Genomic DNA, 13990 nt, shown 5'->3' on the forward strand with positions numbered 1-13990 from the left:
TTGCGCGAAGTGTGGTGCGATTGGCGTGGGTGTTCCAGGCGGATTGCGGTGGTGTTTGTGGGCGCGCTCTCGTGGGTGGTCTGTGTGTTGAAAATTGGATAGGGGATGGTTAGGCGGCGGTGCCGGCGGCTTTAACCAGGGCGATGGTTTGGGTGATGGTGGATGTTCGGTCCTGGGTGAAGGGGGTGTCGATCAGGGTCAGGGGGTTTGTGGGGTAGGTCAGGGCTGAGATGTGGAGGTGGCCGCCGGGGATGTCGGTGGCGGCCAGTTGGAGGCGGAGGCGGTTGGTGCGGTACATGCTTTCGTTGGAGAGGTAGTTGCCGCCGCCGCCGGATTGGGCCTGGGTGGTGGGGGTGGGGGCGGTGGTTTGGCAGGTGATGGGGCCGGTGGGGCGGTCGTTGTCGGGCCAGGTGCAGGTTCGGGGGTTGAGGGCTGTGGGCCAGGGGGTGGTGGCGGCGTCGATCATGGACTGGTGGGGGAGGGTGGTTTCGATGAATTCGGGGGTGGGGGTGGGCTGGGGCCAGTGGGGGGCTGGGGGGATGAGTTCGGGGGTGCCTTCGTTGTTGTTGTCGGGGGAGCCGCCTCGCCAGGCTCCGGCCCATTGTTCGATGTTCATCAGGCCTCGGTTGCCCTGGCTGATGGTCATGATGAGGTCGGCGCGTTCGGGGGCGTCGTGGGTGAGGTGGGGGCCGAAGGCGTCCTCGACGATGCCGGCGTCGAAGGCGCTCCAGGTGACCGGGAGGACGACGGACTGGATGCGGATCGTGTGGCCTTGCGAGCGATAGGTGAGGCCGTCCAGTTGCAGGGCGGAGGCTCCTGAGGGGTTCGAGCGGCGGATCTCGCCGTTGAGCTGGTACGGGTCGAAGCCGCTTATCAGGATCTTCTTCACGCCGGGGCCGAAGGTGGTGGACGTGATGCCGCGGGCTGCGTACTCGTAAGTTTTGAGGAGGGCTTCGCGGGTGGTCTGGGTGAGGGGGAAGCGGGGGTTCCATTGGCGGATGTCGCGGGTGCCCATCAGGCGGGTCCAGTAGAGAGGGCGGTCGTCGTAGCGGTCGATGGTGCCCATGGTGGTGCGTCCTTGGGCCCGGGCTACCGCGGTTCGCCAGAGGGTGGCGCCCTGGCGTTGCAGGATCCGGTGCGCGGCCGCGATCGAGGGGGCACGGCACAGAGCTGACGAGAGCTTGCGGGGGTACGCCGTGAAGCCGCCCAGCGACACGAGCTCATACGGGACCCGGGTGCCGCCGGGGAGGGCGGGTGTTTCGATGCGGCTCTCCTCGTACGTGGTGGGAGCTGTCCGGTCGAAACACGCAGCTCCGGCCGTTGCGGGCTGGGGGACTGTGAGGGCGGCGGTCGCGCTGAGGGTGACAGCGGTGACGAGCCGGGCCGTGAGGGGACGCAACGGGATACCTACCTTCGTCGGGCGGCGGCAGTAACAACGGGCGGCAGTAACAACGGGCGGCAGTAACAACGGGCGGCAGTAACAGGGGGCGGCAGTAGTAGCAGCGGGCGGCAGTAGTAGCAGTGGCAACAAGGGCAGCAGTAGTGGCAGCGGAGGCCGTAGCTGCAAGGCATTGAAGATGTTGACTATATGGCGCGGGGGCGGGAGATGCCGAGGGCCAGTCCGGCCGTGACTATGGCGATTCCGGCCCAGACGAGCAGGCGGGGGAGAGGGTCGCCGAGGGCTGTTCCGGCCAGGGCTGCCGCGACCGGGGCGACACCGGTGAGCAGGCCTGTCGGGCCGGCGCCGAGGCTGCGGACGCTGCTGTACCAGAGGACGAACGCGACGGCGGTGACCATGACCGCCAGGTAGGAGCCGGCCAGGAGGTCGTTGCCGGTCAGGCGGGATACGGCGCCGGGGCCTTCGACGGTCAGGCTGAGTGCAGTCAGGATCAGGGCGGCGAGCCAGGTGGTGTGCAGGGAGACGCCGACAGCGCCGTGCCGGGTCAGGACAGGGACGGCGAGGAGGGTGAAGGCGGCCTCGCAGGCGAAGGTGACGACTGCCCAGGCGAGGCCGGTGGTGTCGGCTCGGCCGAAGCCCTGGACCAGGGCGGCGCCCGTGGTCACGACGGCTGCCGCGAGCAGGACGGTGCGGCTCACCGGGCGGCCCTCGAGCGCGGGGCCGGCGACGGCGAGCAGGGGTGGTACGCAGGCCACGGCTACCCCGAGCACGGCGGGTTCGGCGTGGCCGGCGCCCTCGACGAGGGCCAGGTTGAACAGGACCATGCCGGTTGCTGCGATGCCGGTCAGCCAGAACCAGTCGCGGCCCCGGGGGCGGAGCACGGGGATCCGGCGGCTCCGGGCGTACAAGAAAAGGAGCAGGCAGGCGACCGCGTAGCGCAAGGCCTGGACCGTGAATTGGGGGGCGTCGGACAGGGAGCCGGAGATCGCGACGGAGCCGCCGACGAAGGCCATGCCGGTGGCGGCGGTCAGGTACGGAAGGAGACGGGACACCTCACCGATGCTCGGCGGGGCTATGGTCCTTCCGGAAGGACCAATCCCGAGCCGAGCGGGAGGGCCAAATGGATTTCCTGGGCGTCCCACCTGCCCGGGACCGCACCGCATGGCTCGTGGAGGCCCTGCGCGCCGCGATCGCCGACGGGCGGCTGGCCGACGGGTCGCGGCTGCCCGCCACCCGGGTGCTCGCGCAGGAGCTCGGATTGTCCCGGGGTGTGGTTGTCGAGGCGTATCAGCGGCTGACCGATGAGGGGCTGCTCAGTGGGCGTACGGGGGCCGGGACCCGGGTGACCGCGCCGGCGCCGCACGCGTGGCATGGGCCGGACCGGGCTGAGCCGCCGGGGCTGCGGTTGCCGTTGCCGCCCGTGCGGGGGCTCGAGCTCGACCTTTCGCCCGGGCTGCCGGATCTGTCGGCGTTCCCGCGCGCCGCGTGGCTGCGGGCTGAACGGACCGTGCTGGGCGAGACCACCGGCGCCGATCTGGGCTACGGCGATCCGCGTGGTAATCCGCGGCTGCGTTCGGAGCTGGCGACCTGGCTGGGCCGGCATCGCGGCGTACGGGCCACCGCCGACGACATCCTCGTGGTGAGCGGGGTCGCCCAGGCCATCGCGCTGCTCTGCCGGGTCCTGTGCGCGCGGGGCATCGAAGCGTGGGGGATGGAGGACCCGGGCTCGCGCGGTGCCCGTGACCAGCTCGTTCACTGGGGTGTGCAGCCGGTCGCCATACCGGTCGACGGGCACGGGCTGCGGGTCGCCGAACTGGCCGCGACGGAGCTGCGCGCGGTACTGCTCACGCCGGCTCACCAGTTCCCGACCGGGGTGGTGCTCAGCCCGCGGCGGCGGCTCGCCCTGCTGGAGTGGTCCGGGCTGATCGTCGAGGACGACTACGACGCCGAGCACCGCTACGACCGGCCGCCCGTCGCCGCGTTGCAGGCGTCCGCGCCGGACCGGGTCGCGTACTGCGGGAGCGTCTCCAAGTCGCTGGCACCCGGGATGCGGCTCGGGTGGCTGGTCGCGCCGCGGGAGTTGCAGGCCGAGCTGGTGGCCGCCAAGCACGGCAGTGACCTGGGGAACCCGGCGCTGGCCCAGCTCGTGCTCGCCCGGCTGCTGGCCACCGGGGAGCACGACCGGCACCTGCGCACCGTCCGGCGGCGTCAGCGCCGGCACCGCGACGCCCTGGTGGCAGCGTTACGCGAGTATGTGCCGGCTGCGCGGGTCGAGGGGGTGGCAGCCGGGCTGCACGTGCTGGTGACGCTGCCGGGGGACGCGGACGATGCGGAGCTGGCGGCGCGGATCGGCGCTCTGGGCGTACGCGTGCAGCCGTTGTCCTGGCATCGGCAGCGACCGGGGCCGCCGGGTCTCGTCCTCGGGTATGCGGCGCAGCCGCCCGATCGCCTGCTGGAGGCGGTCCGCAGGATCGGCCGGATCCTGGGTGGATGGACGCCCGCGTGACGGGCCAGGCAAACGATTCACGTTCCGTCAGCTTTGGATGACTTCGGGTAGAGAACTGTCTATGGTGGGATGGTCCGCCCCATCCCGATCGGAGGGGCGTCCGTGCAGGCATCCGATCCAGGGAGAATCAGCGCCATGGAGCAGTCCACCGTGGAAGAGCCCACCACCCGCCCACCGGCGGTGAGCGTTCCGCTCGAGCGCCGGGCGGCACCGGTCGCCGCGCCGATCGTCGACCGGATCCTGCGGGTCCCTGCGCGTGATCAGCGGTCCCGTGACGTCTCCGCCTTCCAGTCCTTCATCTAGGACGCCCCTGCGCCAGTTTGTTCTCAAGGTGCACGGCCTGTGCAACCTGGCGTGCGATCACTGCTACGTGTACGAGCTCGCGGACCAGACCTGGCGTGACAAGCCCGCGTTCATGGCGCCGGGGACGGTGCGCCACGCCGCCGCCCGGATAGCCGAGCACGCAGCGCAGCACAGCCTCGGCGCGGTCGGCATCGTGCTGCACGGCGGGGAGCCCCTGCTGATGGGCGCGCGGCGGCTGCGCGAGACGCTGACCGTGCTCGACGCGGCGATCGCGCCGGTCGCGTGGATCGACTGGCGGATGCAGACCAACGGCATCCTGCTGACCGACGAGATCGGCGAGCTGCTCCTCGAGTTCGGCGTCAAGGTCGGCGTCTCCCTCGACGGTGACCGGGCGGCCAACGACCGGCACCGGCGCTACCGGCACGGCGGGGGCAGTCACCCCGAGACCCTGCGGGGGCTGGCGTTGCTGCGCAGACCGAGATTCCGGGAGCTGTACGCGGGCCTGCTCTGCACGATCGACGTCCGCAACGACCCGATCGCCGTGTACGAGGCGCTGCTCGCCGAGGAGCCACCGCACGTCGACCTGCTGCTGCCCCACGCGACCTGGGACGAGCCCCCGCCGTACGCGCAACCGGGCACCACGCCGTACGCCGACTGGCTCCTGCGCCTGCACGACCGCTGGCTCGCCGACGGCCGCCCGGTGCCGATCCGCTCCTTCGACGCGCTGCACGCGATCGCGCGGGGCGGCCGGAGCGCGACCGAGGCCGTCGGCGTCGACCGGGGCATCGTGGCGGTGATCGAGACGGACGGCACCTGGGAGCAGCCGGACTCGATGAAGGTCGCCTTCCACGGCGCGGCGGGCACAGGCCGCGACGTGGTCACCACCTCCGCCGACGAGCTGCTCGAACTGCCCGCGATGCGCCACCGGCAGTCCGGCCTGGCCGGGCTCAGCGCGACCTGTCGCGCCTGTCCGGTGGTCGCCCGGTGCGGAGGCGGACTGTACGCCCACCGCTACCGCACCGGCTCCGGATTCGACAACCCGTCGGTCTACTGCGCCGATCTGAAGGAGCTCATCACATCCATGGACACCGCACCCGGGATCCCCACCCTGCCCGAGTGGGTCTTCGATGAGCTCGCGTCCGGTGGCGGCGGCGCGCTGGCCATCGCCTATCTGACGGCCGCGCAGGAGTCGATCAGCCGGGCGCTGCTGGTCGCCGTCGCCGAGCACGCCGACGAGACGGCCGCCCGGGCCTGGCCGCTGCTCGCCGACCTCGACAAGCAGTCGCCGGCAGCGGTGCGGGCCGTGGTGACCCATCCCTTCGTCCGCACCTGGGCGGTCCGATGCCTGCGCGACGGGCACAACACCGCACGGCTCGCCGACGTGGTGGCGGCGGTGGTGGTCGCGGCCGGCGCGGACGCCGAGGTCGAGGTGACACCCCGCAACGGCAAGATCCACCTCCCGACGATAGGTACGCTCACCGCGCCCACCTCCGCCAACGTGACCATCACCCCCGGCGCGCTTGCCGGGCTCGCGCCGGTTCGGACGGTCGAGGTGGACGGGCGGGTGCTGCGGCTCGAGGACGCCGACCCCTACCGGGACTGTCACGAATGGCCGGCGACCGGGCGGCTCACGGACGGCGACGCCGAGGCGTGGGCCACGAGCCTCACGGCGGCCTGGCGCGAGCTGAGCCTCGACGCGCCGGAGCAGTTGGCCGGCTTGGGTGAGCTGGTGACCGTGGTGACCCCGCTCGTGGCGGCCACCGACGGGACGTTACGCAGCGCGACGTCGCAGCAGGCGTTCGGCGCGCTGGGGATCGCGGCGACGGACGATCCCGCTGCGCTGGCGGTGATGCTGGTGCACGAGTTCCAGCACGCGAAGCTCGGTGCGGTGCTGGACCTCTACGACCTGGTCGACCCGGACGCGACCGACCCGGTGACCGTGGGCTGGCGGCCGGACCCGCGGCCCGCCGAGCTGGCGTTACAGGGAACGTATGCCCACCTCGCCGTCGCCGACATCTGGCGCCGCCGGGCCCTGCGCTCGGCCCCGGGTGCGGCCGGGCACTACACGATGTACCGCGACTGGACCCTCCACGCGGCCGACGCACTGCGCAACGGCACCGCGCTCACCACGATGGGCCGCCGCTTCGTCAACGGCATCGCAGCCACGATCGCCCGATGGCCGAAGTGACCCGCAGCGATCACCCGACGCCCGGCGTGACTCCCGGTCAGGGCCCGGCGTCCGAGGTGAGCGCGATGCCCGGCGTGATTTCCGGTCGGGGTCCGGTGAGCGTGGTGTCCGGTGGGGACACGGCGACACTGGCCGGTCAGTTGCGCGCGGCGGGCGTACCCACAGGTGGTGATCTGCTTGTGCATGTGTCGTTGAGCCGGCTGGGGGTGGACAAGGGGCTGCTGCTGGCGGGGTTGCGGGAGGTGGCCGGGCCGGGGGCGACGATCATGGTGCCGGCGCAGACGGCGCACAACTCGATCACCAGTCCGGCATATCGGCGGGCGGTTGCGGGGATGGACGAGCGGGAGATCCGGGGGTACGAGGCGGCGATGCCGGGGTTCTCGCCCGGGATGCCGTCGTCCGGGTGCGGGGGGTTCGCGGAGTACGTACGTCAGCTGCCCGGGGCGGTCCGTAGCGGCCACCCGCAGACCTCGTTCGCGGCGGTGGGACCGCGGGCCGCGGAGCTGATGGCGGTCCACGATCTGGAGTCGCATCTGGGGGAGCGCTCGCCGCTCGGCGCGCTGTACCGCGACGGTGGTCATGCCCTGCTCATCGGGTGCGACTGGTCGAGCTGCACCGCGCTGCACCTGGCCGAGTGCAGGGTGCCCCGGATGCCGCGGAAACGGTACCGCTGCTTCGTCGAGCACCACGGCCGGCGGATCACCCGGGACTTCCTCGGGGTGGACCATGACGACAGCGATTTCCTGGCGCTCGGGAAGGCGTTCGAGGCGACGGGTGGGGCGTGGAGCGGGCCCCTCGGATGCACTACCGTCACCGTCCTGCCGGTGCGGGCGGCCGTCCACTTTGCAGTGCGGTGGTTGACTGATAACCGGAAGCTCTGAAGGGGGACGGCAAGTGGCCGCAGCGATCATCGACGATCCCGGCGCCCCCGTGTTCTTCCTGAGTTATGCGCGTCCCGACCGGGCCCGTGCGGTGTCGGCGCCGCGCGAGCCGAACAGATATGTGATGCGGTTCTTCGACGAGCTCACCGCGAACGTCAACGAGCTCGTCGGGTCGCCGGCCGGGCAGGATCCCGGATACCTCGACCTCGGCCATGGTGGCGGGGAGCACTGGCAGAAGGCGGTGCTGCGCGGAGCGGGAACGTGTCAGGTGCTCGTCTGCCTGCTGTCGCGGCCCTATCTCTTCCAGAGCAACTGGTGTCCACTGGAGTGGGACGTGTTCGCGCGCCGCAAGGTGCTGCCCCGGGCCGCGGCGGCGCCGGGGATCGAGAGCGCGATCGTGCCCGTGCTCTGGACACCGTTCCACGAGATGCTGCCGGGGGTGACCGCCGACGTGAACATCTTCCGGCCGACGGGGCTGCCCGACGAGGACTACACCGCCCGGTATCTGACCGACGGGCTGTTCGGGCTGCTGCGGACCGGGCAGACCGAGATCTACGAGGCGATCGTGTGGAAGCTGGCGATGCACATCCAGCGGATCCACAGCCTGTACTGGGTCGAGCCGGGCGTGCCGGAGAGCATCGCGGGCCTGCGTCAGAGCTTCAGCGAGGGGATGCCATGAGCTTCTTCCTGAGTTACGCACACTCGGCGCCGCTCACCGACGCGGGGCGCCGGGACACCGATACCGATTATTGGGTACGCCGCTGCTTCAACGACCTGTCCCAGGAGGTCGCGGCGCTGCTGTCCACCGACCCGGGCCGCGTCGGGTTCGTCGACTACCTCGTGGAGCCCGGCGCCGACTGGAAGGCCATGCTCACCGACAGCCTGGGCCGGGCGGAGGTGTTCGTCCCGCTCTACTCGCCGGGCTACTTCAACAAGTCGTGGCCGCTGCGCGAGCGTGCCACGTTCCTCGACCGGATCGCGCGGGCCTTCGCGGACCGCCCCGACCGGGCCCGCGCGCACGTCGTGCCGGTCCTGTGGATCCCGCTGCCGTCTTGGGACAAGATCCCGGAGCTGAACGCCGCTCTGACGCTCGGCGCCGGCATCCCCGAGTACGCGGAGAACGGCCTGCGCGCCCTGTGCATGCTGGCGTCCTACCGGGAGCAGTACCGCAGGGTCCTCAACCGGCTCGCCCACCGGATCGTGGAGGTCACCGAGCGCGGCGAGTTGCCCCCGGGCGAGGTGACGCCGCTGAACGAGATCGCCCTGCCCGACCAGATGACCAACGAGACCCCGTTCGTCGTCGGGGTGATCGGCGAGCGGTCCGGCTGGCGGCCGTTCGGCGCGGCGCAGGACCCGCCGGTCGCGGAGTACGTCGCGAATGTCGCCGAACGCCTCGGGCTGCCGACCCGGATCATCGACCGCCCCCTCGACCTGAAAGCCGTGGACAACTCGCCCGCGGTGATCCTCGTGGACCCCAGGGCGGTCGACCGCGACGATGCTCTCGGTGAACTGCGGGGCCACCTGCACCCCTGGGTGACGACGGTGGTGGTGACCGACCGTCATGAGCCGCGTTATCTCCAGGGCGGGGCCGACGCCGCCGGACGGGCGGTGACCCGGCTGACGGCGCTCGGCGCTCACCGCGTACACCAGGCATTCGAAGTGGAGGAACTGGCCGACATGATGCCGTCCGCGGTGAGCGAGGCACGCCGGCAGTATCTCCGCCGCGAATCCGTTCACGTTCCGGGCGGGTCCCCCCGTCCGCGGCTCGGCGACGGTGACCCGCCGCCGGCACCCGGGAAGGGCATCGATGGCTGAGCACCGGCACGGCAAAGTGGTGACGTTCTACTCGTTCAAGGGGGGAACCGGCCGGACAATGGCGCTGGCCAACGTCGCCTGGATCCTCGCCGCGAACGGCAAACGCGTCCTCGTCGCCGACTGGGACCTCGAGTCACCGGGGCTGCACCGCTTCTTCCAGCCGTTCCTCGACACCGAGGCGATCGAGACGACCAGCGGTGTCATCGACATGATCCGCTCGTACGAGTGGCAGACGACCCGCGCCGAGGACCTGCGCGACGGCTGGCACCAGGAGCTCGCCCGGGTCAGCAAGTATGCGTTCTCGCTCGACTGGACGGAATTCCCCGGCGAGGGCCAGCTCGACTTCCTGTCCGCCGGCCGGCAGAACCAGAACTACGCGGCCAACCTCACCGGCATGAACTGGGACGACTTCTACGAGCGGCTCGGCGGGGGCGTGTTCCTCGACGCGTTGCGCGAGGACATGAAGGCGAACTACGACTACACGCTGATCGACAGCCGTACCGGGCTCAGCGACGTGGCCGACATCTGCACGATCCACCTCCCGGACGTGCTCGTCGACTGTTTCACGTTCAGCGAGCAGGGCATCGAGGGTGCGGCCCGGGTCGCCGCCGCGATCGCGAAACGCCGGTCGCCGCGCAGCGTACGCATCCTGCCGGTGCCAATGCGGGTCGACCCCGCGGAGAAGGACAAGGCCGACGCCGGGCGGGCCTTCGCCATGCAGCGTTTCCCCGGCATGCCGACCGGGATGACGGCCGGCGACCGCGATCGCTACTGGAACGCCGTCGAGGTGCCCTACCGGCCGTTCTACGCCTACGAGGAGACCCTCGCGACGTTCGGTGACCGGCCCGGTCAGTACATGTCACTGCTCGCGGCCTACGAGATGCTCACCCGGCACCTCACCGACGGCGAGGTGGGATCGCTGCCGGCCATGGACGAGTCTCTGCGTACGCGCACAGTGGCGCGATTCCTGCGTCAGCTCTCCTTCGTCGAGGAGGAGGTGACGCTGCACTACGCCGCCGAGGACCAGGTCTGGGCCGAGTGGATCGGCGGGCTGCTCGCCGCGACCGGGATCCAGGTGCACGAGCCGGGCGCCGCCGGGTCCGGGGCCGGTCGCAGCCTGACCGTCGTCTCGCACGCCAACGCCGGGGAGCAGGCCGGGGTGGTGCCCCGCGACCGCAGCGACCCGCGGCCGCCGCTGGCCGTCTACGTCGAGGACGTCCCGAGGGTGCCGGCGTTCCCGATCGGCTCGTCCGCGTTCCTCAGCGGCACCACCCGGGACGCCGCCGTCGAACGCCTGCTCAAGCTGGTGGGACGCCCGCCCCTCGCCCCGGCCGACGTCGACTCGGCCGGGGTCCGGTTCCCCGGCGAGGCGGCGCTCGTGTTCAACCCGCTGGCCCGCAACGCCCGGTTCACCGGCCGGGAGAAGGACCTGCGCGAGCTGCGTTCCCGGCTGCGCGGCGGCAATCCGGTGGTGCTGTCCGGGCCGATGCCGGTGGCGTTGCAGGGCATGGGCGGCATCGGCAAGACCCAGGTCGCCCTCGAGTACGCCCACCGCTACAAAAATGCCTACGACGTGGTCTGGTGGATCGACGCGGAGCAGGTGATGTTCATCGACGTCGCGCTGGCCGAGCTGGGCGCGCGGCTCAACCTCCTGCTGCCCCAGACCAGCGTCCTGGACGCCGCGAAAGCCGTGGTCCACGCGCTGGAGCACGGCGACCCGTCGGCCCGCTGGCTGCTGATCTTCGACAACGCCGAGGACGTCGAGTCGGTCCTGAAGTTCGTGCCGCGCGGCCCCGGCCACGTCGTGATCACCTCCCGCAACAACCAGTGGGGTGACCGCGCGCAGACGGTGCAGATCGACGTGTTCCAGCGCCGGGAGAGCATTGCCCACCTGCGCCAGCGGGTGCCGGGCATCAAGCTCGACCAGGCCGACCGGATCGCGGAGATCCTCGGTGACCTGCCGATCGCGGTCGCCGCCGCCGGGGCCTGGCTCGCGGAGACCGGCGAACAGGTCGGCGAATACCTGAGCCACGTCGAGCAGCAGGGCCCCGGCGGTGCCGTGGACGAGGTGTGGGAGCTGTCGCTGGGGCTGCTGCGCAAACGGTCCGAGGCGGCGTACCGGCTGCTGCAGCTCTGCTCCGTGCTCGCACCGGAGATCTCGCTGGACCTGATCTACAGCGACGAGCTCGCCGCGGCGCTGAGCTCCTACGACCCGCTGGTCTCCGAACGCGCCTACCGTGGCTCGCTGGTGCAGCACATCAACCGCCTGGCCCTGCTGAAGCTCGACGTTGCCCGCAACCAGATCCAGGTGCACCGGCTGCTGCAGCACGTGCTGCGCAGCCGGATGAGCCCGCAGGAGCTCGAGGATATCCGTCACCAGATCCACCTCGTCCTCGCCGGGCTGCGGCCCCGCTACGAGATCGACGACCCCCGCTCGTGGGCGCGGTTCCGGATGCTGTGGCCGCACCTCGAGCTGTCCAATGCGGACTCGTGCGAGGACGAGGCCGTACGCCAGCTGATGATCGACCGGATCCGCTACATCTGGCTCACCGGCGGTCTCAAGGAGGGCCGCCTGCTCGGCGAGCAGATCGACCGGCGCTGGAGCGGCATGCTGGCGGCGGGTCTGGAGCCCGCCACCGCGGCCGCGCTGCACCGCCAGGTCCTGCACCTGCGGTTCAACGTCGCGAACATCATGCGGCAGATGGCGCAGTTCGAGGACGCCCGCGCGCTGGACGAGCAGGTCCTCGACGCGCAGCTGGAGCTGCTCGGCCCGCATCACCCGCACACCCTGATGACCGCCGGTGGTCTCGGCGCCGACCTGCGCGCCCTCGGCCGCTACACCGAGGCGCTGCAGCGCGACGAGCAGACGTACGCATCCTGGGTGGAGCACTTCGGGGAGGACTATGCGCGTACGCAGTCCGCGCTGAACAACCTCGCCACCACGCAGCGGCTCGCCGGCGATTTCCGCAGCGCCCGCAAGCACGACCAGGAGCTCTGGGACCGCCGCAAGGACGCCGTCGGCCCGGCCCACCCGAACACCCTGGGCACCGGCACGAACCTCGGCCGGGACCTGCGCGAGGCCGGCGAGTACCGCAACTCCGTCGAGCTGCTGGAGATCGTCGCCCGCCGCCACGAGAGCGTCTACGGCTCCGGGTCGCACCGCACGCTCAGCGCCCGCGCCAACCTCGCCGTCTCGGTGGGCAGCGCCGGGCGCCCCGACCGGGCCGCGCAGCTGCTCGAAGAGGCGTACGAGCAGCTCAACGAGGTCGTCGGGCCCAGCAACCCGGACACCCTCGCGTGCCGGCTCAGCCGCGCGGTCAGCCTGCTCGCGATCGGGGAGACGGCCAGTGCCACCAGCGAGCTGGAAGAGGTCCGGCTCGCGTACGGTGCCAGCCTCGGCCAGCGGCACCCGCACACCCTGGCCTGCGTGAACAACCTCGCCGCGGCGTCACGGGCGGCGGGCGACCTGGCCACGGCGAAGGACTACGCGGGGCACGCCGCCGGGGAGCTGCGCGCGGTGCTCGGGGTGGACCACCCGTACGTCCTGGCCGCCGAGTTGAACCTGGCCATACTGCACGCGGAGACCGGCGAGGCCCGCGAGGGTCTGCGGATCATCGACGCCGCGATGGAGAAGCATCTCGAGGTGCTCGGACCGGACCATCCCGACACGCTGCGCTGCGCCGCCAACCGGGCCCTGATGCGCTCGGGCGACGGCTCGGACGCGGGGGAGCGGTTGTCCCGGGCGCTGGGCGATCACCACCCGGCGGTGGCAGCCCTCAAGGAACGGCGATACCTGCACCGGATGCTGGACCCGCACCCGTTCTGACCGGCACCGGGCGCTCGGCGACCAGCCACGTCAAGATCTCGGGCAGCACCTCCACCGCCCCGAAATGCGCGGTGGAGGCCTGGATCTGGATCTGCGCGCCGGGAATCTGCCCGGCGAGCCACCGGGCATGGCTGACCGGCGAGAAGTTGTCATCGGCGCCATGCCACAACAGCACCTCACCGCGGACGTCCTCCAGCCGGAACCCCCAGCTCGACCGGAACGCGGAAACGTCGTCGATCCAGCCGAACGGCCCCTCCCGCAGCGCCTCCACATAGGTCTCGGCGAGCAGCCGCCGGATCACGATGTCGTCGACAACCTTGAGATCCGGGTCGGTCATCTGCGTCCGCAGCACCTCGACCATGCTCTCCGGATCCCGCCGGGCCCGATCGGCCTGCAACCGCAACCGCTCGACATGCTTCGACCAGTCGTTGTCAGCCGTCTCGTACTCCCGGACGTTCCCGTCGGTCATCCCGCTGAGCCAGTCCAGCCCGCTCGCATCCGACGGCGCGATCCCGACCAGCACCGCGGTCCGGCTCACCCGATCCCGGCACAACGCGGCGGCAGCCAGCGCGTGCGGCCCGCCCCCCGACCGCCCCACCACGGCGAACTCCCGCAACCCGAGCGAGTCGGCAATGGTCTCGATATCCTCCGCGGCGTCGGCCACCGCCCGCTTCGGATGCCGCGTCGACCCGCCGTACCCCGGCCGGTCATAACTGATCAACGTCACCCCGAGCCGGTAGAGCACACTGCTGCGCGGCTTCGGCCCGAGCCTGCTCCCGGGCGTCCCATGCAGCAGAAACACCGGCGAACCCTGCGGATGCCCGGTCACCGCGAACTCCAGGACACGTCCGTCTCGAGCCTCGACCTGACGGCGGCTGGCTCGATCCTGAAACACGCGTCTGCCTCCTGCGCCCACGGCGGTATCCGGGCCCAACCCTATTTCATCACCGGGCCCCGCAGCGTCGTTCCGCCCCGCGCCGCCCTGATTCTGACACCACCGGTATTTCTTTTGGGTGAAATCCACCCGCCCCCACGCCCCTGAATACGGCGGCGGGGTCCCTGGGGTTCGATT

The 13990-nt window shown here is 71.2% G+C and carries 10 protein-coding genes; 7 read left to right on the forward strand and 3 right to left on the reverse strand.

What is annotated here, in order from left to right; genetic code table 11:
* Positions 1 to 109: 109 nt before the first annotated feature.
* The gene (locus Ahu01nite_RS09995) at positions 110 to 1399 is read right to left on the reverse strand and encodes a PA0049 family protein (RefSeq protein WP_203836165.1); all 1290 of its coding nucleotides are present in this window, start codon (positions 1397 to 1399) and stop codon (positions 110 to 112) included.
* A 185-nt stretch (positions 1400 to 1584) separates the two neighbouring features.
* Complete coding sequence (locus Ahu01nite_RS10000; RefSeq protein ID WP_203836166.1) at positions 1585 to 2451, reverse strand: DMT family transporter; 867 nt, start codon at positions 2449 to 2451, stop codon at positions 1585 to 1587.
* A 68-nt stretch (positions 2452 to 2519) separates the two neighbouring features.
* Between Ahu01nite_RS10000 and pdxR the strand changes: the two genes are divergently transcribed.
* The 7 genes from pdxR to fxsT all read left to right on the forward strand — a co-directional run bounded on the left by pdxR (position 2520) and on the right by fxsT (position 12918).
* The gene (pdxR, locus tag Ahu01nite_RS10005) at positions 2520 to 3905 is read left to right on the forward strand and encodes a MocR-like pyridoxine biosynthesis transcription factor PdxR (protein ID WP_203836167.1); all 1386 of its coding nucleotides are present in this window, start codon (positions 2520 to 2522) and stop codon (positions 3903 to 3905) included.
* A gap of 135 nt (positions 3906 to 4040) precedes the next feature.
* Positions 4041 to 4208 (forward strand): hypothetical protein, encoded by a 168-nt coding sequence (locus Ahu01nite_RS10010; protein WP_203836168.1) that lies wholly within the window; start codon positions 4041 to 4043, stop codon positions 4206 to 4208.
* Complete coding sequence (locus Ahu01nite_RS10015) at positions 4177 to 6396, forward strand: FxsB family cyclophane-forming radical SAM/SPASM peptide maturase (RefSeq protein ID WP_275411725.1); 2220 nt, start codon at positions 4177 to 4179, stop codon at positions 6394 to 6396. The genes Ahu01nite_RS10010 and Ahu01nite_RS10015 overlap by 32 nt, the downstream gene beginning before the upstream one ends.
* Positions 6384 to 7277 (forward strand): AAC(3) family N-acetyltransferase, encoded by an 894-nt coding sequence (locus Ahu01nite_RS10020; protein ID WP_239158755.1) that lies wholly within the window; start codon positions 6384 to 6386, stop codon positions 7275 to 7277. The genes Ahu01nite_RS10015 and Ahu01nite_RS10020 overlap by 13 nt, the downstream gene beginning before the upstream one ends.
* A gap of 13 nt (positions 7278 to 7290) precedes the next feature.
* Complete coding sequence (locus Ahu01nite_RS10025) at positions 7291 to 7956, forward strand: TIR-like protein FxsC (protein ID WP_203836169.1); 666 nt, start codon at positions 7291 to 7293, stop codon at positions 7954 to 7956.
* Positions 7953 to 9092 carry a TIR-like protein FxsC gene (locus tag Ahu01nite_RS10030; protein WP_203836170.1) on the forward strand — a complete coding sequence of 380 codons (1140 nt, stop codon included), beginning with the start codon at positions 7953 to 7955 and terminating at the stop codon, positions 9090 to 9092. Before Ahu01nite_RS10025 ends, Ahu01nite_RS10030 begins: the two co-directional genes overlap by 4 nt.
* A complete protein-coding gene (gene fxsT / locus Ahu01nite_RS10035) occupies positions 9085 to 12918 on the forward strand; it encodes an FxSxx-COOH system tetratricopeptide repeat protein (protein ID WP_203836171.1) in 3834 nt (1277 codons plus the stop codon). Before Ahu01nite_RS10030 ends, fxsT begins: the two co-directional genes overlap by 8 nt.
* Here fxsT and Ahu01nite_RS10040 read toward each other — a convergent pair.
* Entirely contained in the window at positions 12869 to 13813 is a 945-nt protein-coding gene (locus Ahu01nite_RS10040) for an alpha/beta fold hydrolase (protein WP_203836172.1), read from the reverse strand. The genes fxsT and Ahu01nite_RS10040 overlap by 50 nt on opposite strands.
* Between the last annotated feature and the right edge of the window lie 177 nt (positions 13814 to 13990).

The organism is Winogradskya humida (assembly GCF_016862215.1).
Classification (GTDB): Bacteria; Actinomycetota; Actinomycetes; order Mycobacteriales; family Micromonosporaceae; genus Actinoplanes; species Actinoplanes humidus.